Origin of the sequence: Kribbella qitaiheensis (genome assembly GCF_042657745.1) — a bacterium.
GTDB lineage: Bacteria > Actinomycetota > Actinomycetes > Propionibacteriales > Kribbellaceae > Kribbella > Kribbella qitaiheensis.
The window spans coordinates 89,338-108,458 of record NZ_JBHSKE010000041.1 but is presented as its reverse complement, the minus strand read 5'-3'; the positions used below and the strand labels follow the sequence as shown (position 1 = coordinate 108,458).

Genomic DNA, 19,121 nt, shown 5'->3' with positions numbered 1-19,121 from the left:
GGGCTGGGTGCCGGGGTTAGGAGGAGGTGGGGTGAGGGGTGGGTAGGCCGGGTCCGGATAGGTGGGAGTGGGCTGGGGTGGGGCGGTTGGTCAGGAGGAGCAGTAGGGCAGAGATGGGGCCGCGGATCTCGGGGCCCTGGCCGACGGTCCAGGTGATGTCGGTGGCGACCAGGCGGACCCCGGCCAGGCGTTTGCGGGCCTTGAACGGGAAGGACTTCATCCAGATGCGGTCAGCCGCGACCCTGGCTGCTTCTGGCGGCATCTCGCGGTGGCGACCGAGCGGTACGGCAATGTCCTGGCCGTGGATCAGCACGTCGAGCAGCGGATCCGCCGGCGTCGTACCGAGTGGGTGGCGGCGCGATCCGGCGTACTGGTGGAACTGCGCGACGATCTGCTCGGGTGAGTACGACGCGGCCGCGCGCTGGCCTTCCTCGAGGATGAGCCGGTTGAAGTCGCCCCTGGTCCGGATCAGCCCGACCACTACCGGCCAAGCGCGAACCTGCGGCGAGGAGATCACGTGCGCGGCGACCGCCTGGACGGTCCAACCCGAGCACAGGGAGGGTGTAGTCCACTCGGTGGCGCTCAGCCCGGACAGGAATTCGGCGAGACTCGCGCGCTCGGAGTCGACGTACCGCCAGATCTGCTCAACTTCCACATCTGCCCCCAGATATTCGCGACGATCTAGTAAGCCTCTCTGACCATATTAGACAGCTTCTCTGACTACCGGTCAAGATGGGGAGGTGCCGGACGACCTGAATCTCGGATTGCTGCTGTTCATCCCGTACCGCGCGCTGGAGAACCGGGTGTTCGATGCACTCAGGGCAGCGGGGTTCGACGACTTCACCCCGGCGCAGGCGCGCATCTTCCAGCGGATCGGTCAGGACGGCACGCGGCTGACCGAGCTCGCCGAACAGGCCCGGGTGACCAAGCAGACGGCCGGATTCCTCGTCGATCAGCTTGAGCGCTCGGGCTACGTCCGCCGTGTCCCGGACCCGACGGACGCCAGGGCCCGCCTGGTCCAGATCGCTGAGCGGGGACACCGGACGATGCCCGTCGCCGACGCAGTCGTCGCCGAGGTCGAAGCCGAATGGACCGCCCACCTCGGTGCCGCTCAAGCCGCCCAGCTCCGCAAAGCCCTGACCTCCTTGCGAGAGATCACAGACCCGTACGCCTAGCCACCCAAGCCGACTGCCCATCGGCCACCCCGCCCTCGCGCCGCAAGGTGATCTGGATGGGTCACGAGCAGCTCAGGCGGTTATATTCCTGGTATGGCAACTACGTTCGAGGTGCTCGCCGAGCCGCGGCGGCGGGAGATCCTCGACCTGCTCCGCGGGGGCGAGCGGCCGGTCGGGGAACTGGTCGAGCAACTCGCGCTCAGTCAGCCCGCCGTGTCGAAGCACCTGAAGGTACTGCGCGACGCCGGGCTGGTCGACGTACGTCAGGACGCCCAGCGCCGGTGGTATCGCCTCCGGCCGGCGCCTCTCGCCGAGATCGACGCCTGGCTGGAGCCGTACCGCGATCTGTGGCGCGACCGCCTGGACGCGCTGGAATCCCACCTCGACCGGATGAGCGACGACCAGTGACTCCTGAAGAACAGCGCGCTCGCCGATGGTGGGTGCGGGGCCGCCGGGTCGGCTCTGTGCAGAGAGCCGGCAAGTTCGTGGAGGACGTCGGCTTCGCGCTGCTCTTCCCGGCACCGCGGCCGATCGGCCCTTCTTTGTGGGAGGCCGTCGCCGGCGAGGATGACGAGCCGTTCGGCACCGGCATGGGCGAGAACGAGCAGAAGGTCTGGAGCTGGAAGGACGAACTCCCCCGCCGCGGACTGGCTTGGTACGGCGCTTACCTCGGCGGGCGGGGCTCGTTCCTGTCGCCCGCGCTCCTGGCCGTCCTCTATCCGGGAGCGGGCGAGCTCGACGACCACGAGGAACTCGAGTTGTCACCAGCGGCGCACGAGATCGCCGCAGCCCTGGCGGTGGAGCCCCTCTCGAGTGCCGCCCTGCGATCCCTGCTCGGCGACCGCAACAGGTACCAGCGAGCGATCGCTGAACTGCAGCGCAATCTGCTCGTCACCACGGCGGGCGTCGACGAGTCCAGCAACGGGTGGCCCGCCGCGCTCCTGACGCTGACCTGCGAGCAATTCGACGTCGGCGGCCGCCGCGATCACAGCCAGGCGACCGTGCAGTACCTCGACACGATGCTCGACACCTCCCCCGCCGAACTGGCCCGCGCCTTCCGTTGGTCCACACCGCAGGCCCGCGAGCTCCTCGACGAACTGGTCGACACCGACCGCGCGACCTCAGACGGCCGCCGCTACCAACCCATCACTTCCTGACGCCGGTCCACCGCCACCAATCCACTACTTCCTGACGCTGCACGGCCGCCCCTACCAGGCCGGAAGTACCTGACGCGGCGGGCCGAAGTGGGGTGCCCAGCGCGTCAGGGAGTCAACGGATCCGTCAACGAGTCAGCGGATCTCGGCGAGGTCGAAGACGTTGCCTTCCGGGTCGGCGAGGGTGACCCAGTGCGCGCCGTACTCGTCGTACTCGCCGACCCGCTTGGCGCCCAGCCCGACGATCCGGTCCACCTCGGCGGCCCAGTCGGCGGTCGCGAGGTCGAGGTGCAGCCGGTTCTTGCCGGCCCGCTCCTCCGGTACCTGGATGAACATCAGCGCCGGTCCGTCGCCCGCCTTGTTCACCGTGGCGAAGAACTCGTTGCCGTCAGCATCGACCTGCTGGGACATCACCTGGGCCCAGAAGCCGGCCAGCGCGGCGGCGTCGGCGCAGTCAAAGGTGACGTGCTCGAGAATGATGGGCATGGGAATCAACCTTTCGGAGTGGGGATCCGCTGGATCGGCCAGCAGATCTCGGTACGGAAGTCGTCGGGGCTGGCGTTGTCGCCCGGGCCCACGACGTACAGCTCGCGGATCGGTCCGGGCGCGATCTCGCAGTACTCCGCGACGTGGCTGCCGAGGGCGCCGTAGGTGCGGTCGAAGTCGGTGAACGGCCCTTCGTGCACGGTCACCGCGAAGAACGAGGCCGGCAGGTCGACCAGCCCGACGCGCTCGATCGCCGGCTGGTTCGGCGCCACCGGCAGGAACCCGACCACCTCGCCGATATCCTCGGTGAAGAACTCGTCGCTGTACGTCGCTCCCGCCGTCGCCGTGATCCCCTGCGTGCCGGCGATCTCGCCCAGCAGGCCGAAGGTGGTCTCGCACCACTCGTCGATCCGCGTTCTCTCCACCCGCTCGGACAAGGAGTACGCGCGGAAGGCAGGTACGAACCGGTACTCGACGGAGAAGTCCGAGATCGGCAACGTCAGCATCGACCGGAGCGACGCGACCACCTCGCGGGTGTGGACGAGCTCGTGCTCCATCTGGTCCAGGTGTTGCCGCAGCGCCTGATCCCGGGATGCGACGTCTGGCGCCTCGACCACTGAGCGGACCTGGGCCAGCGGCATCTGCAGATCCCGGAGCCGGCGGATCAGCTGCGCGGTCGGGACCTGGGTGGTCTCGTACCGTCGGTACCCCGAGGATGGGTCGATCCGGGCCGGGGCGAGCAGGCCGATCTCGTGGTAGTGATGCAGCGTCTTCACGCTCAGATGTGTGAGCCGGGAGAACTCACCGATGGTCACCGACGCGGTCATGACCACAGCCTCTACCCTCCGGCGACCGGAGGGTCAAACCCCCTCCCGAAAATCACCCGGCCGGACGCGGATCGACCGCCACCGGGGGCGCGGTGACGGTCGATCCGGAGGTGTCCCCGTGCGGACACCCGGTCCGTGGGTGGTCAGACGTTCCACTTCTGGTTCGCGGCGCCTGTGCAGGACCAGATCTGCAGCGGCGTGCCGTTCGCGGAGTTGTTGCCGGTGACATCGAGGCACTTGTTCGCCTGTGGATTCACCAGATCCCGCCCACTCGTATAGGTCCACTGCTGAGCAGCACTGCCGTTGCACGAGTACAGCTGCACCTTGGCGCCGTCGGCGGTCGAACCGGCGCTGACGTCGAGGCACTTGCCGAGCGCGCGGACCGTGCCGTCACCGGGCCGGGTCCACTGCTGGGCCACCGTACCGTTGCAGTCGTACAGGTCGACAACGGTGCCATCGGCGCTGTTCGCTCCGGCGACGTCGATGCACTTGCCGGCCAGACCGGTGATCTGACCACCGCCGCCACCGCTCTGTTGGCCGGACCAGGTGAAGGTCGCCGAGGTCTTGGTGGGCAGGGTGTAGACGAAGGACTGGTTGCCCCAGTTCACCCGCACCGACTGCGAGCCACCGGTGGTGTTGTAGGCGATCAGCGCCTTCGACCCGTCCGGGTTCTTCCACGCCACGTTCTTCACCGAGTTGTTCGCGTCGGACTGGATCCGCGCCGCACCGGGCTTCACGAACTTGGTCAGGTGACCCATCGTGTAGTACTCGACGGTCTTGTCGACTTGGCCGGCCCGGGCGCCGCCGCGCTGGATGGTGACGAGCCCGGTGCACACGTTGCACCCGGCACCGACGTACGGAAGCATGTTCTGGTCCTGGCCGAGGCTCCACTTGACCCAGGACTTGCTCCAGTTCCGGGTGTAGTCGATCAGGTTGTTCATGTCCTCGGTCTGCTGGTTCGCGATCCAGGTGCCGCCGGAGTGCTCGGTCATGTAGTGGTTCACGGCCGGGTACTGGTTGTGCACCGTCGTCTGCAGGTTCACGTCACCGCCGTACCCGTGCCAGGCGATACCGCCGAACAGCGGGTCGTTGCGGAGCCCGGCATCCGCGAGCGGGACGGAGCCGAGGTCGTTGTAGTTGCCCCAGTTGTAGTCGAGGATCAGCACCTTCGTCGTGATCCCGGCCGCCCGGAACGCCGGGATGAGGTGGTTCTTGGTGAAGTTCAGCAGCCCGGCGCCGTTCCAGTTCATCGACGCGTAGCCGGTGTCGTCCGTACCGCAGCAGGTCGGCTCGTTCTGCACCGACACGTAGTCGATCTTGAGCCCCTGCGCCGCGTTCTGCTGGACGTACTTCACGAAGTACTGCGCGTAGAGCGGGTAGTACTCCGCCTTGAGCCAGCCGCGGTTGGTGAACTTGTTGTTGTCCTTCATCCAGGCCGGCGCGCTCCACGGCGCGCCCTTGACCTTGAGCGCCGGATTCAACTGCTTCGCCTGCTTGGTCAGCGGGACCACGTCCGCCAGGTCATGGTTGATGCTGAAGTCGTTCAGGTCGCAGCAGGTGTCGTCGTAGGAGTAGTTGAACCGAGCCAGATCCGAGGCCCCCATCGGGTTGCGGGTGAAGGCCAGGCCGATGCCGTTCACCGGGTCGAACAGGTCCTTCATCACCTGGTTGCGGGTCGCGGCGGTGATCGTGTTGCTGCTGTTCAGCAGCCAGGCGGCGCTGTCGGTGAAGGACGCGCCACCACCCTCGAACGTTTGGTACGTCGTGTTCTCGTTGACGTTGACGGTCTGGTTCGCGCTGCCGCCGGCCGGGCCGAAGTTGACCGGGGTCTGCTGCTGCAGCCCGCGCGTCACGTTCCGGCCGCCGGCGTCGTTCGTCGTGGTCAGCCAGACGTTCACCTGCTCACCCGCGGCGTGCGCGGGCTGCGAGGTGCCGATGCTCAGACCGGTCGCGGTCACGCACAGGGTGGCGAGCCCTGCCAGGGCAGGAAGAAGGCGTCGGCGGCGAGTGCCGCGGCGTGAGGTCCCGTTCGGGGGCATGGCGGAATCTCCCTTTTGCTCAAGGGCTTTCACAGGGCGGATGGGACCCCGTGTGTCGGCGTCTGCCCGCGCCGCAACAGGTGGTCACCACGAGGTAACCATCGGTACAGGGCGGTGTCAACGCCACGGCGAGACTTTTTTCACGTCTTATATTTATGCCTGGTCTTGACGTGGGAGCGTTCTCACACCAAGCTGCCTCCCAGCGATTCCCTGTCTCGTTCCAGTCCCGCCCCCGCCCCCACGGCCGGACTATCGACCGTCCGGCCGAACGAGAAATGAGGCACGCATGAGGTTCCAGCGTCCCCGATTCCGAACCACCGCCCTGCTCGCGGCCGGCGCCGCACTGCTCGGCACCGCTCTGCTCCAATCCTCCGCAACTGCCGGTACTACGGCCGCCGATTCCGCTCACCCGGGTGTTCCGATGGCTGCCACGGCAGTGGGTCCGACCATCTGGGAGGACAACTTCGACGGCCCGTCCGGCCAGGCGCCGGACTCCAGCAAGTGGCGCTACGACATCGGTGGCTCCGGCTGGGGCAACGACGAGCGGCAGTACTACACCAACAGCACCCGCAACGCCGCCAAGGACGGCGCCGGAAACCTGGTGATCACGGCGCGCCAGGAGAGCGGCGGCTTCACCTGCCACTACGGCCCCTGCCAGTACACGTCGGCCCGGCTGCTCACCGCCCAGACCTTCACCCAGACGTACGGGCGTTTCGAGGCGCGGATCAAGATCCCCGGCACCCAAGGGGTCTGGCCCGCCTTCTGGATGCTCGGCGGCGGCAACTGGCCGACCGACGGCGAGATCGACATCATGGAGAACATCGGCCGGGAGCCGAACATCGTGCACGGCACCATCCACGGGCCGGGCTACTCCGGCGCCGGCGGGATCGGCGCGGCGTACAACTCGCCCAACGGACAGCCGTTCAGGAACGGGTTCCACACCTACACGGTCGACTGGGAGCCGAACTCGATCACGTGGTACGTCGACGGAGTCCAGTACCAGCGGCGTACTCCGGCCGACCTCGGCGGCAAGACCTGGGTCTACAACCACCCGTTCTTCATGATCATGAACGTCGCGGTCGGCGGCTACTGGCCGGGCTACCCCGACGGCAGCACGCAGATGCCGCAGACGATGACGGTCGACTACGTCCGGGTCAGCAGCCTCAGCGGAGGCGGAGGTGGTGGCGGCCAGATCACGGCGCTCGGCAAGTGCATGGATGTCGCCGCCGCGAACTCGGCCGACGGTACGCCGGTCCAGCTGTACGACTGCAACGGCTCCGGCGCCCAGCAGTGGACCCGTCCGGGTGACGGCACGATCCGCGCCCTCGGCAAGTGCCTGGACGTCGCCGGAGGCGGAACCGCCGACGGCACCAAGCTCCAGATAGCCACCTGCAGCGGCAACGCGGCCCAGCAGTTCACCTACACCGGCGCCCACGACCTGGTGAACCCGCAAGCCAACAAATGCGTAGACATCCCGTCCGGCAACGCCGCCAACGGCAACCGCCTACAGATCTGGACCTGCAACGGCTCCCCAGCCCAGAAGTGGACCATCTAGCCCTTCCAGCACCCCAACCCCGTTCGGCCTCCTCTCGGGGGTAACCCCCGAGAGGAGGAGGTGGGTGGGTCAGGGGGCGCGGTGGGTTTGAATCAGGTTGGTGTAGGTCTTGCCGCTGGTTTTCATGACGCGCTTGCCGGTCGGGTAGTCGACGTGCGCGAGGCCGAAGCGTGGGGCGTACCCGTAAGCCCACTCGAAGTTGTCCATCAGGGACCAGGCGAAGTAGCCGGCCAGCGGGGCGCCCTGTTCGACGGCGCGGACGCAGGCGGCCAGATGGCCTTCCAGATAAGCGGTTCGGTCGGTGTCGTCGACGTTGAAGGACGCGTCGGGTGAGTCGACCCAGGCGGAACCGTTCTCGGTGATGTAGATCTTCTCGGCGCCGTACTCCTTGGTCAGCCGGAGGATCAGCTCCTCGAGACCGGCCGGGTGGACCTCCCAGTCGAGCATCGTGTGCTCGGGATTCGGGCCCTCGACCTGGCTGAATCCCAGCACAGGAACGGATTCGTCGGCCTTGATGAGCTGGCGGAAGTAGTAGTTCAACCCGACGAAATCCGTCGGCGCCGCGATGATCTCGGCGTCACCCGGCTGCTCGGGAAGCTCCACGCCGTACGCCTCGGTCATGTCCGCCGGGAAGCCGCGGCCGAACAGCGGGTCAAGCCACCAGCGGTTGATGTGGCCGTCGGCGATCTGCGACGCGCGGATGTCGGCGGCGCCGGCGCTCGCCGGCTCGCACGGGCTGAGGTTGACGACGAGCCCGACCGACGGGGGCTCCGGCGCGGACTCGCGCAGCGCTGCCACTCCGAGACCATGCGCCAGCATCAGGTTGTACGACGCGCGCACCGCGATCGCCGGGTCCTTGATGCCCGGCGCCATCCGCCCTTCCCAGTGGCCGATCCAGGCCGAGCACAACGGCTCGTTCAGGGTCACCCAGTCGCGGACCCGGTCGCCGAGCTTCGCGCCGACGACCCCCGCGTACTCCGCGAACCGGTAGGCCGTGTCGCGGTTCTCCCAGCCGCCGAGATCCTGCAACGCCTGCGGCAGATCCCAGTGGTACAAGGTGACGAACGGTTTGATGCCCTCGGCAAGCAGATCGTCGACCATCCGGTCGTAGTAGTCCAGACCGGGCGCGTTCACGGCGCCGGAGCCGGTGGGGATCACCCGCGGCCAGGCGATCGAGAAGCGGTACGCGTCCACCCCGAGCTGCTTCAGCAGGGCGAGATCCTCCGGCCAGCGGTGGTACGAGTCGCACGCGACGTCACCGGTGTCGCCGTTGTCGATCGCACCGGGCACCCGGCAGAAGGTGTCCCAGATCGACGGCAACCGGCCGTCGGCGTCGATCGCGCCTTCGATCTGGTACGCCGACGTGGCGGTACCCCAGACGAAGTCCTGCCGGAGCGGGGAGAGCTCGACCATCGGTGACCCCCAAGGGGTAGAAGTAGGTTTCTTCAAAGGATAGTTGAAGTCCTGAACCCGCAGAAGCAGACAGCCGCGTTCCGGGACGAGACGACCGCCGTCAGCGGCCGGCGCGGCGCTTAGCGGGAGGCGGGCGGCCTGAGCGGCGGCGTGGCGTCAGCGGGCTCGGGCGATGAGGCCTGGTTCGCGCGGGGTGGCGCCGCCTTCGCGGAGGAGGCGGAGTACCGGCAGGGTGGCGGCGCCCATCGCCACGGCGTCCCGGCCGAGCTCGCACAGCTCGATGGTGACCTGGGCGTACGGCTGACGGAGTGCGTGCTTGCCGACGGCCTCGCGGAGTTGCGGGAGGTACCGCTCGCCCAGCAACAGCCCGGACCAGCCGCCAAGCACGATCCGCTCCGGGTTGACGAGGTTCACCAGGTTGGCGAATCCCGCGCCGAGGTACCCGATGGTGTCCTCGACCACCTTGGCCGCGACCTCCGACGTACCGACCGAGTCGAGCAGGCCGATGAAGGCCGCCTCCTCGTCGCCACCCGGTGCGGGCTGTCCGCCGTTGGCTAGCTGGAACCGCTCGAGCACGCCCTCGGCGCCGACGTACGCCTCCAGGCATCCTTCGGCACCACACCTGCACTGGCGACCGCCGTACACGATCGTCGTGTGGCCCCACTCGCCGGCGCTGCTGCGGGTGCCGCGGTAGCTGGTTCCACCCGTGACAAGGGCCGCGCCGACGCCAGAGCCGACCAGTGCCACCACGGCATCGGTCGCACCGCGGCCGGCGCCGAACCACATCTCGGCCTGGCCGAGGGTGTTCGCGCCGTTGTCGACCTGGATCGGGATGTCGGTCCCGGCGGCGAGCATCGCACCCAGCGGTACGGCGTCCCAGCCGAGCGTCTGCGCGTGGACGACCGCATCCGCGGGCCCCTCGACAACACCCGCGACCGCGACCCCCATGCCGAGGACCTGCCCGGGCGAGATTCCCACCTCGCCGATCACCGCGTTGAGGCCTTGCAGCACGTACTTCACGGCCAGTTCGGGAGCAGGCTTCGCCGTCTCGATCGGGTAGACCTCTGTCGCGAGCACCTTCATCGCAAGGTCGAAAAGCTCAACCCGGACGCGGGTCTCCCCCACTTCCGCCCCGACGACATACCCGAAGGTCGGGGCGACCCGCAGCAGTACGCGCGGCCGACCGCCGTCGGACTCGACCGACCCGGCCTCCTCGACGACACCTTCGTCCAGCAGTTCGCCGACCAGGTTGCTGACGCTCGCGGCGCTCAAGGAGGTCTGGTGGCCCAGTTCGTAACGGCTGAGCGGGCCGTCGCGGTAGATGCTGGTCAGGATCACGGAGCGGTTGGACCGGCGCATGTCGCGCACAGTGGTCCGACGTACATCCATTTCGTGTGACCCCGCCCTTGAAAGTGCCGCCGACAGCTCGTGCGGACCGCTGAAATCGATCCCGCATCCCGAAGTCCATCATGCACCAGGACCGGACCGGAAGGGCTGGAGCACACCAGCGCGGCGGACTTCCTACAAATCGTGAACTTAGGCCTGGTTTCGTTATCCCGCCGTGATTGACGTGACCTGACTCACTCCGCTTCACTCTACGGAACCGCTTCCGAAACCGGTTCCGAACAGCGCGTTCACACACCGGCAACAGAAGGCCCGCCCACGCCCCGACCGCCCGAGGGGAGCTGAAGTGTCGATCACCATCGCCGACGTCGCGGCCCGAGCCGGAGTCAGCAAGACCACCGTCTCGCGCGTCCTCAACGGCAAGGGCGAGCTCGACCTCCGCACCGCCGAGCGGGTTCGCCAGGTGATCGCGGAGCTCGGCTACGTGCCCAGCGCCCGCGCCGTCGGCCTCGCCCGTGGCCGGACCCGGATCGTCGGGATGCTGGTTCCCTCGCTCACCTGGCCCTGGATGGGCGAGGTGCTGCAAGGCGCGGTGGATGTGGTCGAGTCCGAGGGCTACGGCCTGCTGCTGTTCACCTGCAACCGGGGTGAGGAATCCATGCAGCAGTTCGCCTCCCAGGTCTCGGCGCAGTCCTTCGACGGCCTGCTGGTGATCGAGCCGGAAGGCGCGCTCGCCTACATCGAACAACTGCACTCCCGCGGGCTGCCCGTCGTACTGATCGACGACCGGGCCAAGCAGCCGTTGTTCCCGTCCGTCGCCACCACCAACCGCGCCGGCGGCGCGGCCGCGGCCCAGCATCTGCTGGAGCTCGGCCGGCACCGGCCGCTGGTAATCACCGGCGTGGGCTGGTTCGGCTGCACCCACGAACGTCTGGACGGTTTCCGCGATACCTATGCGGCGGCCGGCATCGAGCTGGACCCACGGCTCGTCTTCGAAGGCGACTTCACCCACGACTGCGGCCGCCGAGGCGTCCAGCAGGCACTCGACGCAGGCCTGAAGTTCGACTCGATCTTCGCGCACAACGACCTGTCCGCCGGTGGCGCCATCCAGGCCGTCCGGGAGACCGGGCGGAACGTTCCGAACGACGTGTCGGTGGTCGGCTTCGACGACATCCCCTACGCCCAGCACACCGAACCGCCGCTGACCACGGTGCATCAGCCGATGCGCCAGATGGGTCAGGCGGCGGCCCGGATGCTGATGGGCTACTTCGGCGGCCAGCCGCTGTCCGAGGAGCCCAAAGTGCTGCCGACGACGCTGATCGTCCGCAGCTCAACCGCCCCCGCGTCCGCCCGCCCAGCTCAGCACACCTAGGACCCCGGCGGCGGGGTAGCTGCCCCTGCCCCGCCGCTCGGACAAAAGACACCGATACCGATCTGTTAGCGCCGCCGATATTCCCATGAGAGCGCTTTCACGGCACGATGCGAAGGCCCCCCAGGCTCCACCCGACAGTCATCCGACAGTCATCCGCCAACCAGTTGGACGAAACACAGGAGGAACGATGCGAGCTCGACGCTCAGTCGCGCTAGCCCTCACGGGCCTGCTCGCGGCAGTCACACTTGCTGCCTGCAGCAACGGGGATGGAAACAACGAAACCGCCGGCTCAACCAGTACCACCACGGTGCTGAACGTGGGCATGCCGAACGGCCCGCAGACGGAGAACCACAACCCGTTCCTCAGCTCGTCGTCGGGCGCGTCGCTGGGTTACCGCTGGATGATCTACGAACCGCTGGTGATGATCAACGGCATCAAGCCGGCCGAGGCCGGCAAGCCGTGGCTGGCCACCGAGTGGAAGTGGGCCGACAACTTCACCAAGCTCTCGCTCACCATCCGCGACGGCGTCAAGTTCACCGACGGTACGCCGATGACCGCCGACGACGTCGCCTACTCGTTCCAGCTCCGCAAGGACAACGAGGGCCTGAACGGTGACGCGATCCCCTACGGCACCATCACCGCGTCGGGCAACAAGGTGGACCTGACCTTCACCCGGTCGCAGTTCGTGAACCAGAACAAGGTGCTCACCGTCTTCGTGGTGCCGAAGGCCCAGTGGTCCACGCTCAAGGACCCGACCCAGGACACCATCAAGAACCCGATCGGCACCGGCCCGTACAAGCTGAAGTCGTTCACCCCGCAGACCACGACGCTCGAGCTGCGCGACTCGTACTGGCAGGAGCTCCCGAAGGTCAAGGAGCTGCGGTACACGTCGTACAACGACAACAACGCGCAGACCACCGCGCTGGCCAACGGCGCCTCGGAGTGGAGCTTCGTCTTCGTCCCGAACGTCAAGGCGGTCTACCAGGACAAGGACCCGGCGCACCACAAGCTCTGGTTCCCGGCGAACCTCGGCATCCACGGTCTGTGGATCAACACCACCAAGAAGCCCTTCGACAACCCCGCTCTGCGGCGTGCGATGGACAAGGTGATCAGCCGCGACGACATCTTCGTGCAGGGTGAGGCCGGCTACTTCTACCCGAAGGTCGAGTCCGTCACCGGTATCCCGACCCCGGCCGGTGAGTCCTTCATCGCGCCGGAGTTCAAGGACAAGTTGCACTCGGTGGACGTGGACGGCGCCAAGGCCGAGCTCGCCTCGGCCGGCTTCAAGCTCGAGGGCGACGTGCTGAAGGACCCGTCCGGCAAGCCCGTCACGATCACGCTGACCGACCCGGCCGGCTGGTCCGACTACATCACCGACCTCGAGATCATCAAGGACAACCTGTCCACGATCGGGATCAAGGCCACCGTCGACAAGGCGAACCAGGACGCCTGGTTCAAGGCCATCGACGAGGGCAACTTCGACGCCGCGATGCACTGGACCAACGGTGGCTCGACGCCGTACGACATCTACCAGAACATCATGGACGGCAAGATCCTGAAGCCCGTCGGCACCGGCAAGGTCAGCGGTAACTACGGCCGGTTCAGCAACGCCGAGGCGACCAAGGCGCTGGACGAGTACGCCAACGCCACCGATGACGCGGCTCGCACCGCCGCGCTGAACACGCTGCAGAAGATCATGGTCGACCAGATGCCCGTCATCCCGACCTCGGCGTCCAACGTCGGCGGCCTCTACAGCACCAAGAACTGGGAAGGCTGGCCGGACGAGCAGAACCAGTACGCTCCGGCCCAGCCGACGCAGCAGAACGCACTCCAGATCGTCCTGAACCTGAAGCCCGCAGGCGCCTAGCCAGATGGGCCGGGACTCCGTGCGTTGGCTCCGCCGTCCAGGTGGGTGCATCGCAAGGCGGAGAAGCGTCCTCGATGCGGAGCATCGTGGACGGTTCTCCAACGCAGCGAGGTGCCTGCCTGGGCGGGGGAGACGACGTGCGGAGGCCCGGCGCATGTGGCTTCAGGAATCGTCGCGGCCGGGACTCCTCCACCTGGGGGTCCCGGCCGCGGTGCCGCGATCAAGCTAGGAGTTCCCAACGTCATGACGGCGACCCAGACAGACCCGGTGACCACCGGCGACGTGGTACTCGAGGCCGAGGGCCTCACCAAACACTTCCCCGTCCGGCGGGGCCTGCGCGACCTGTTCACCAAGGAGCGCAAAGCGGTGCACGCGGTGGACGACATCCGGCTGACGCTTCGCCGGGGCCGGGTCACCGCGCTTGTCGGCGAATCCGGCTCGGGCAAGTCCACCGTCGCGCGGTTGCTGGCCCAGCTGTACTCCCGCACCGACGGCGACATCCGGTTGCACGGCAAGTCGGTCACCGTGCACGGCGGGCGCAAGTTCCGCGCGTACTGCCGCCAGGTGCAGATGATCTTCCAGGACCCGTTCGCCTCGCTGAACCCGGTCCACACGGTGCGCTACCACCTGACCCGGTCGCTCAAGATCCACGGCCGCGCGGGCAAGACGTCCGCCGAGCTGGAACAGAACCTCAACGACCTGCTGCTGCGCGTGCAACTCACCCCGCCCGAGCGCTACCTGGACAAGTTCCCGCACGAACTGTCCGGCGGCCAGCGCCAGCGGGTGTCGATCGCCCGCGCGCTCGGCGCCGACCCAGAGGCACTGCTCGCCGACGAGCCGGTGTCGATGCTGGACGTGTCGATCCGGCTCGGCGTGCTGAACCTGCTGCGGGACCTGAAGGAGCGGCTCAACCTCGCCATCCTCTACATCACCCACGACATCGCGTCCGCGCGCTACTTCGCCGACGAGACGATGGTGATGTACGCCGGCCGGATGGTCGAGGGCGGCGACTCCGAAACGGTCACGCAGAACCCCGCCCACCCGTACACCCGGCTGCTGATCGAGAGCGCGCCGGACCCCGACCGGCTGGACCGGGTCGGCGATCCGAAGGACGCGCCCGAGGACGGAGCGGGCGGTGAGCCGCCGAGCCTGATCGCGCCGCCGACCGGCTGCCGGTTCCACCCGCGCTGCGTGCACGCGATGCCGAAGTGCTCCACCGACCTGCCGCCTCGCTTCGAGCTCCCGGTGGTCGACTCCGGTACCGAGCACTGGGCGGCCTGCTGGCTCTACGAGGAAGGAGCCGCGAAGTGAAGTTCCTGCTGCAGCGGATCGTGTTCTACCTGTTCACCGCGTGGGCCGCGATCACGATCAACTTCTTCATCCCGCGGATGATCCCGGGTGACCCGGTCACCTCGCTGATCAACAAGTTCCAGGGCCAGATGAGCACCGAGGCGATCAACTCGCTCTACGTGCTCTTCGGCCTGGACAAGAACGCCAGCCTGTGGAGCCAGTACGTCGACTACTGGGGCCAGATCTTCCACGGCGACCTCGGGTTGTCGTTCACCTTCTTCCCCACGCCGGTCTCGGAGATTCTCAAGCAGAGCCTGCCGTGGACGATCGCGCTGGTCGGCATCACCACCTTCGCCAGCTTCATGATCGGGACGTCGCTGGGCGTGCTGGCCGGCTGGCGGCGTGGTTCCTGGCTGGACGGGTTGTTGCCGGTGACAACGTTCCTGTCGTCCATCCCGTACTTCTGGCTCGGGCTGCTCGCCATCACCCTGTTCGCCGGCCCCGACAGCTTCTTCCCGTCCTCGGGCGGTTACGAGCCCGGGCTGGTGCCGTCCTGGGACCGCGAGTTCATCGCCAGCGCGATCCAGCACAGCCTGCTGCCGGCGATCACCATCCTGATCTCCTCGGTCAGCGGCTGGATCCTCAGCATGCGGAACATGATGGTCACGGTGGCGTCGGAGGACTACATCACCGTCGGGCACGCCAAGGGCCTGAGCGAGCGCCGGGTGATGGTCAGCTACGCCGCCCGCAACGCGCTGCTGCCGAACGTGTCCGGGTTCGCCCTGTCGCTCGGCTTCATCGTCGGCGGGACCCTGCTGGTGGAGATCGTCTTCTCCTACCCCGGCATCGGCTACAACCTCTTCCAGGCCGTCGGTTCCAAGGACTACCCGTTGATGCAGGGCGTCTTCCTGGTCATCACGATGTCGGTCCTGGTCGCCAACCTGGTGGCGGATGTCGCGTATCTGCTGCTCGATCCCCGCACCCGCAAGGAGGGCTGACCGATGTCCGCACCAGCCACCACCATCGTCGCGGCCACGCCCGACGGACCCGTCGACGCGGCCGCCGCGGCCAAGCGCCGGCGGCTGCGGTTCGTCGCCAACCCGAAGGCCGCCACCGGCCTCGTCGTGCTCGGCTTCTTCTGCCTGATCGCGATCATCGGCCCGTGGATCGCGCCGTTCGACCCGTCCGCCCGCAGCAGCGACCTGATCCAGAGTCCGTCGGGCAAGCACTGGTTCGGCACCACCCACCTGGGCCAGGACATCTTCAGCCAGGTGCTGGTCGGCACCCGCGGGGTGATGTTCGTCGGCCTGCTGGCCGGCGTGATCGCGACCGCGCTGTCGGTTCTGATCGGGGTCAGCTCCGGCTTCCTCGGCGGCGCGGCGGACGAGAGTCTGTCCGCGTTGTCGAACGTCTTCCTGGTGATCCCGGCCCTGCCTCTGATCATCATCGTGGCCTCCACCATCCCCAGCGCCGGCGACCTGATGGTCGCCCTCGTCATCGGCCTGACGTCATGGGCCTGGGGAGCACGCATACTCCGGGCCCAGACGCTGTCGCTGCGACGGCGGGACTACGTCGAGGCGGCCCGCGCCACCGGTGAGAGCACCTGGCGGATCATCACCGTCGAGATCCTGCCGAACCTGACCGCGATCATCGCGTCGGGCTTCGTCGGCACCGTGATCTTCGCGGTGATGTCCGAGATCACCCTGGCCTTCATCGGGATCTCGACCATCTCCGAGTGGAACTGGGGCACCATCCTCTTCTGGGCGCAGAGCCAGCAGGCCCTCGCCCAGGGCGCCTGGTGGTGGTTCGTCCCGGCCGGTCTGGCGATCGCGTTCCTCGGCACCGCGCTGTCACTGATCAACTTCGGCATCGACGAGTTCGTCAGCCCGCGGCTGCGCAGCAGCGGGCACACCAAGGTGAAGACCACGGACGGCCACACCGTCAAGATGCGGGTTGGCTTCACCCCGGTGCTGAGCACGACCGGCAAGGACGCCCCGGTCACCCCGGTCGTGCGCAAGACCTCCGAGAAAGCGAAGGGTGCCGCCTGATGCAGACCTCAAATCGAGTGAAGGCTCCGGTACTGGAGATCAAGAACTTCAACGTGGACTACGGCCTCGGCGACGAGGCGGTCCAGGCGGTCCGTGACGTCACCCTGACCCTGCACCGCGGTGAGGTGCTCGGGCTGGCCGGCGAGTCCGGCAGCGGCAAGTCCACCCTCGCGTACGGCGTCACCCGGCTGCTCCCGCCGCCCGGCGTGATCAGCGGAGGAAGCGTCGTCTACCACCCGCCGACCGGCGATTCGTACGACGTGATGGGGCTGACCAACGCCGAACTGCGAGCGTTCCGCTGGGCCGAGACCTCGATCGTGTTCCAGGGGGCGATGAACTCGCTGAACCCGGTGCACAAGGTCTCGACCCAGATGCTCGACGTGATCCGCGCGCACGAGCCGCAGCTGAGCCAGGAGGCGCGGGTCGCCCGGGCCAAGGAGATGCTCAAGCTGGTCGGTATCTCGGCCGACCGGATGGACGCCTACCCACACCAACTGTCCGGCGGTATGCGCCAGCGGGTGATGATCGGGATGGCGCTCGTGCTCGAGCCGCAGGTCGTGATCATGGACGAGCCGACCACCGCGCTGGACGTGGTGATGCAGCGCCAGATCCTGGCCCAGCTGGTCGAACTGCGCGAGCGGCTCGGGTTCTCGGTGCTGTTCATCACCCACGACCTGTCCCTGCTGGTCGAGTTCTCCGACCGGATCGCGATCATGTACGGCGGTCGCATCGTCGAGGAGGCCCGGTCGGCAGATCTCTACAAGGACTCCCTGCACCCTTACAGCGAAGGGCTGCTCAAGTCCTTCCCCGCCCTGCGTGGCCCCCGCCGGCAACTGTCCGGGATCCCCGGGTCGCCGCCCGACCTGCGCGGCATGCCCAGCGGCTGCGCCTTCCACCCGCGCTGCCCGCACGCTTTCGACCGCTGCTCCACGGAGATCCCCGTCCTAGGTGTTCCCGAGGCCAGGAACGACCCGGACCGCTCGGTGGCCTGCTGGCTGCCCGGTCGCGTCCCGGTCGCCTGACCCTCGCCTCGCCACCGCCCCTCTCCAGCGCCGTCCCGAAGGGAGCCAGTACGGCGCACGCCCACCGGCGCGCGCCGTACGTTCACCATGAACACAACAGCTGTCCCCACCACCTCAACTGTCGCGTTCACCGCACAGGCGGCCGAGCAGGAGCTGATCGCCGGCCTGCCGTCGGACTTCCGCTGGGGCGTCGCCACCTCCGCCTACCAGATCGAGGGAGCCGTCGACGTCGACGGCCGGACCCCGTCGATCTGGGACACGTTCTGCCGGGTCCCAGGCGCGATCGACAACGGCGACACCGGAGACATCGCCTGCGAGCACTACACCCGGATGCCCGCGGACGTTGCCCTGATCAAGGACCTCGGCCTGGACACGTACCGGTTCTCGGTGTCCTGGCCGCGGGTCCAACCGCACGGCACGGGCCCGGTCAACCCCGCCGGCCTCGCCTTCTACGACCGCCTGGTCGACGAACTCCTTGCCCAGGGCATCGACCCGTGGGTGACGCTGTACCACTGGGACCTGCCGCAGGAGCTCGAGGATGCCGGTGGTTGGCCGGTACGCGACACGGCGTACCGGTTCGCCGACTACTCGATGCTCGTGTTCGATGCGCTGAGCGACCGGGTGAACACCTGGACCACGCTGAACGAACCGTGGTGCTCGGCGATGCTCGGTTACGCGTACGGCGCCCACGCGCCCGGCCGGAAGGATTACCCCGCAGCCGTGGCGGCGGTGCACCACCTGCTACTCGGACACGGCCTGGCCACCGAGCGGATGCGCGCGGCGGCTCCCCGCGCCATCGACATCGGGATCACCCTGAACGCGGCGACGGCGTACCCGGCGAGCGACGCCCAACCCGACCTCGAGGCGGCGCGGCGCGCGGACGGGATGGGCGCACGGCTGTACCTGGACCCGTTGGTGCACGGACGCTACCCGGCCGACGTGATCGCCGACCTCGCGGCCGAAGGTATCGAGATCCCAGTGCAGGAAGGCGATCTGCCGACGATCTCCGCGCCGATCGACGTCCTCGGGGTCAACTACTACTTCAGCCAGAAGTTCACCGGGTTCGACGAGAACGGTCGCACGGTCGGTGACAACGGGCTCCCGATCAGCCGGACGCTGCCGCTCGACAAGCCGCGTACTGCGATGGACTGGGAGATCGTGCCGGAGGGCTTCACCGACCTGCTGGTCCGGATCAGCCGCGACTACCCCGGCCTCCCGATGGTCGTCACCGAGAACGGCGCCGCCTTCGACGACACCCCCGACACCAACGGCTACGTCGTCGACGACGGCCGCACCGCCTACTTCTCGTCCCACCTGGCCGCCGTCGCCGCCGCGATCAAGCAGGGCGCCGACATCCGCGGCTACCTCGCCTGGTCCCTCCTCGACAACTTCGAATGGGCCTACGGCTATGAAAAGCGCTTCGGCATCGTCCGAGTCGACTACGACACTCAAGCCCGCACCCCGAAACAAAGCGCTCTCTACCTGCGCGACCTCATCCAACAACACCGCACCAACTGACTCTGGATGAA

General features: G+C 67.8%; 17 protein-coding genes. 11 read left to right on the top strand and 6 right to left on the bottom strand.

The window, feature by feature from the left end; translation table 11 throughout:
* Positions 1–16 precede the first annotated feature (16 nt).
* Positions 17–655, bottom strand: coding sequence for a maleylpyruvate isomerase family mycothiol-dependent enzyme (locus ACFPJ1_RS26155; RefSeq protein ID WP_380107832.1), 639 nt, complete (start codon positions 653–655; stop codon positions 17–19).
* 85 nt (positions 656–740) lie between these two features.
* Here ACFPJ1_RS26155 and ACFPJ1_RS26150 point away from each other — a divergent pair, with 85 nt between their 5' ends.
* The 3 genes from ACFPJ1_RS26150 to ACFPJ1_RS26140 all read left to right on the top strand — a co-directional run bounded on the left by ACFPJ1_RS26150 (position 741) and on the right by ACFPJ1_RS26140 (position 2,332).
* Positions 741–1,175 carry a MarR family winged helix-turn-helix transcriptional regulator gene (locus tag ACFPJ1_RS26150; protein ID WP_380107831.1) on the top strand — a complete coding sequence of 145 codons (435 nt, stop codon included), beginning with the start codon at positions 741–743 and terminating at the stop codon, positions 1,173–1,175.
* Positions 1,176–1,268: 93 nt separating this feature from the next.
* Positions 1,269–1,583 carry an ArsR/SmtB family transcription factor gene (locus tag ACFPJ1_RS26145; protein ID WP_380107830.1) on the top strand — a complete coding sequence of 105 codons (315 nt, stop codon included), beginning with the start codon at positions 1,269–1,271 and terminating at the stop codon, positions 1,581–1,583.
* A 56-nt stretch (positions 1,584–1,639) separates the two neighbouring features.
* Positions 1,640–2,332 carry an AlkZ-related protein gene (locus ACFPJ1_RS26140; RefSeq protein ID WP_380107828.1) on the top strand — a complete coding sequence of 231 codons (693 nt, stop codon included), beginning with the start codon at positions 1,640–1,642 and terminating at the stop codon, positions 2,330–2,332.
* Positions 2,333–2,464: 132 nt separating this feature from the next.
* Here the strand turns inward: ACFPJ1_RS26140 and ACFPJ1_RS26135 are convergent, their stop codons facing one another.
* The 3 genes from ACFPJ1_RS26135 to ACFPJ1_RS26125 form a co-directional block, all read right to left on the bottom strand.
* Positions 2,465–2,815 (bottom strand): VOC family protein, encoded by a 351-nt coding sequence (locus ACFPJ1_RS26135; RefSeq protein WP_380107826.1) that lies wholly within the window; start codon positions 2,813–2,815, stop codon positions 2,465–2,467.
* A 5-nt stretch (positions 2,816–2,820) separates the two neighbouring features.
* Positions 2,821–3,642, bottom strand: coding sequence for a MerR family transcriptional regulator (locus tag ACFPJ1_RS26130; protein WP_380107824.1), 822 nt, complete (start codon positions 3,640–3,642; stop codon positions 2,821–2,823).
* A gap of 143 nt (positions 3,643–3,785) precedes the next feature.
* Complete coding sequence (locus ACFPJ1_RS26125) at positions 3,786–5,681, bottom strand: ricin-type beta-trefoil lectin domain protein (RefSeq protein ID WP_380107822.1); 1,896 nt, start codon at positions 5,679–5,681, stop codon at positions 3,786–3,788.
* Between the two features lie 286 nt (positions 5,682–5,967).
* On the opposite strand from ACFPJ1_RS26125, the gene ACFPJ1_RS26120 reads away from it, so the two are divergent.
* A complete protein-coding gene (locus tag ACFPJ1_RS26120) occupies positions 5,968–7,236 on the top strand; it encodes a family 16 glycosylhydrolase (RefSeq protein WP_380107821.1) in 1,269 nt (422 codons plus the stop codon).
* A 69-nt stretch (positions 7,237–7,305) separates the two neighbouring features.
* On the opposite strand, the gene ACFPJ1_RS26115 is transcribed toward ACFPJ1_RS26120, so the two are convergent.
* Positions 7,306–8,649 carry a GH1 family beta-glucosidase gene (locus ACFPJ1_RS26115; RefSeq protein ID WP_380107820.1) on the bottom strand — a complete coding sequence of 448 codons (1,344 nt, stop codon included), beginning with the start codon at positions 8,647–8,649 and terminating at the stop codon, positions 7,306–7,308.
* Between the two features lie 156 nt (positions 8,650–8,805).
* A complete protein-coding gene (locus ACFPJ1_RS26110) occupies positions 8,806–10,038 on the bottom strand; it encodes an ROK family transcriptional regulator (RefSeq protein WP_380107819.1) in 1,233 nt (410 codons plus the stop codon).
* A 301-nt stretch (positions 10,039–10,339) separates the two neighbouring features.
* Here ACFPJ1_RS26110 and ACFPJ1_RS26105 point away from each other — a divergent pair, with 301 nt between their 5' ends.
* The 7 genes from ACFPJ1_RS26105 to ACFPJ1_RS26075 all read left to right on the top strand — a co-directional run bounded on the left by ACFPJ1_RS26105 (position 10,340) and on the right by ACFPJ1_RS26075 (position 19,110).
* A complete protein-coding gene (locus ACFPJ1_RS26105) occupies positions 10,340–11,365 on the top strand; it encodes a LacI family DNA-binding transcriptional regulator (RefSeq protein WP_380107818.1) in 1,026 nt (341 codons plus the stop codon).
* 187 nt (positions 11,366–11,552) lie between these two features.
* Positions 11,553–13,232 (top strand): ABC transporter substrate-binding protein, encoded by a 1,680-nt coding sequence (locus ACFPJ1_RS26100; protein WP_380107817.1) that lies wholly within the window; start codon positions 11,553–11,555, stop codon positions 13,230–13,232.
* A 243-nt stretch (positions 13,233–13,475) separates the two neighbouring features.
* The gene (locus ACFPJ1_RS26095; protein WP_380107816.1) at positions 13,476–14,543 is read left to right on the top strand and encodes an ABC transporter ATP-binding protein; all 1,068 of its coding nucleotides are present in this window, start codon (positions 13,476–13,478) and stop codon (positions 14,541–14,543) included.
* On the top strand, positions 14,540–15,520 hold the full coding sequence (locus tag ACFPJ1_RS26090; RefSeq protein WP_380107814.1) for an ABC transporter permease: 981 nt from the start codon (positions 14,540–14,542) through the stop codon (positions 15,518–15,520). The genes ACFPJ1_RS26095 and ACFPJ1_RS26090 overlap by 4 nt, the downstream gene beginning before the upstream one ends.
* Before the next feature lie 3 nt (positions 15,521–15,523).
* Positions 15,524–16,570 carry an ABC transporter permease gene (locus ACFPJ1_RS26085; protein WP_380107812.1) on the top strand — a complete coding sequence of 349 codons (1,047 nt, stop codon included), beginning with the start codon at positions 15,524–15,526 and terminating at the stop codon, positions 16,568–16,570.
* Positions 16,570–17,592 carry an ABC transporter ATP-binding protein gene (locus tag ACFPJ1_RS26080; RefSeq protein ID WP_380107810.1) on the top strand — a complete coding sequence of 341 codons (1,023 nt, stop codon included), beginning with the start codon at positions 16,570–16,572 and terminating at the stop codon, positions 17,590–17,592. The genes ACFPJ1_RS26085 and ACFPJ1_RS26080 overlap by 1 nt, the downstream gene beginning before the upstream one ends.
* Positions 17,593–17,679: 87 nt before the next feature.
* Positions 17,680–19,110: a GH1 family beta-glucosidase gene (locus ACFPJ1_RS26075; RefSeq protein ID WP_380107809.1), complete on the top strand. Its 1,431-nt coding sequence runs from the start codon at positions 17,680–17,682 to the stop codon at positions 19,108–19,110.
* Positions 19,111–19,121 lie beyond the last annotated feature (11 nt).

What these genes read in the sequence shown, in the direction of transcription:
- ACFPJ1_RS26115 (WP_380107820.1), bottom strand. Translation starts at nt 8,649, where the DNA reads ATGGTCGAGCTCTCCCCGCTCCGGCAGGACTTCGTCTGGGGTACCGCC.
- ACFPJ1_RS26095 (WP_380107816.1), top strand. Translation starts at nt 13,476, where the DNA reads ATGACGGCGACCCAGACAGACCCGGTGACCACCGGCGACGTGGTACTC.
- ACFPJ1_RS26130 (WP_380107824.1), bottom strand. Translation starts at nt 3,642, where the DNA reads ATGACCGCGTCGGTGACCATCGGTGAGTTCTCCCGGCTCACACATCTG.
- ACFPJ1_RS26080 (WP_380107810.1), top strand. Translation starts at nt 16,570, where the DNA reads ATGCAGACCTCAAATCGAGTGAAGGCTCCGGTACTGGAGATCAAGAAC.
- ACFPJ1_RS26120 (WP_380107821.1), top strand. Translation starts at nt 5,968, where the DNA reads ATGAGGTTCCAGCGTCCCCGATTCCGAACCACCGCCCTGCTCGCGGCC.
- ACFPJ1_RS26125 (WP_380107822.1), bottom strand. Translation starts at nt 5,681, where the DNA reads ATGCCCCCGAACGGGACCTCACGCCGCGGCACTCGCCGCCGACGCCTT.
- ACFPJ1_RS26110 (WP_380107819.1), bottom strand. Translation starts at nt 10,038, where the DNA reads ATGGATGTACGTCGGACCACTGTGCGCGACATGCGCCGGTCCAACCGC.
- ACFPJ1_RS26145 (WP_380107830.1), top strand. Translation starts at nt 1,269, where the DNA reads ATGGCAACTACGTTCGAGGTGCTCGCCGAGCCGCGGCGGCGGGAGATC.
- ACFPJ1_RS26085 (WP_380107812.1), top strand. Translation starts at nt 15,524, where the DNA reads ATGTCCGCACCAGCCACCACCATCGTCGCGGCCACGCCCGACGGACCC.
- ACFPJ1_RS26075 (WP_380107809.1), top strand. Translation starts at nt 17,680, where the DNA reads ATGAACACAACAGCTGTCCCCACCACCTCAACTGTCGCGTTCACCGCA.
- ACFPJ1_RS26135 (WP_380107826.1), bottom strand. Translation starts at nt 2,815, where the DNA reads ATGCCCATCATTCTCGAGCACGTCACCTTTGACTGCGCCGACGCCGCC.
- ACFPJ1_RS26100 (WP_380107817.1), top strand. Translation starts at nt 11,553, where the DNA reads ATGCGAGCTCGACGCTCAGTCGCGCTAGCCCTCACGGGCCTGCTCGCG.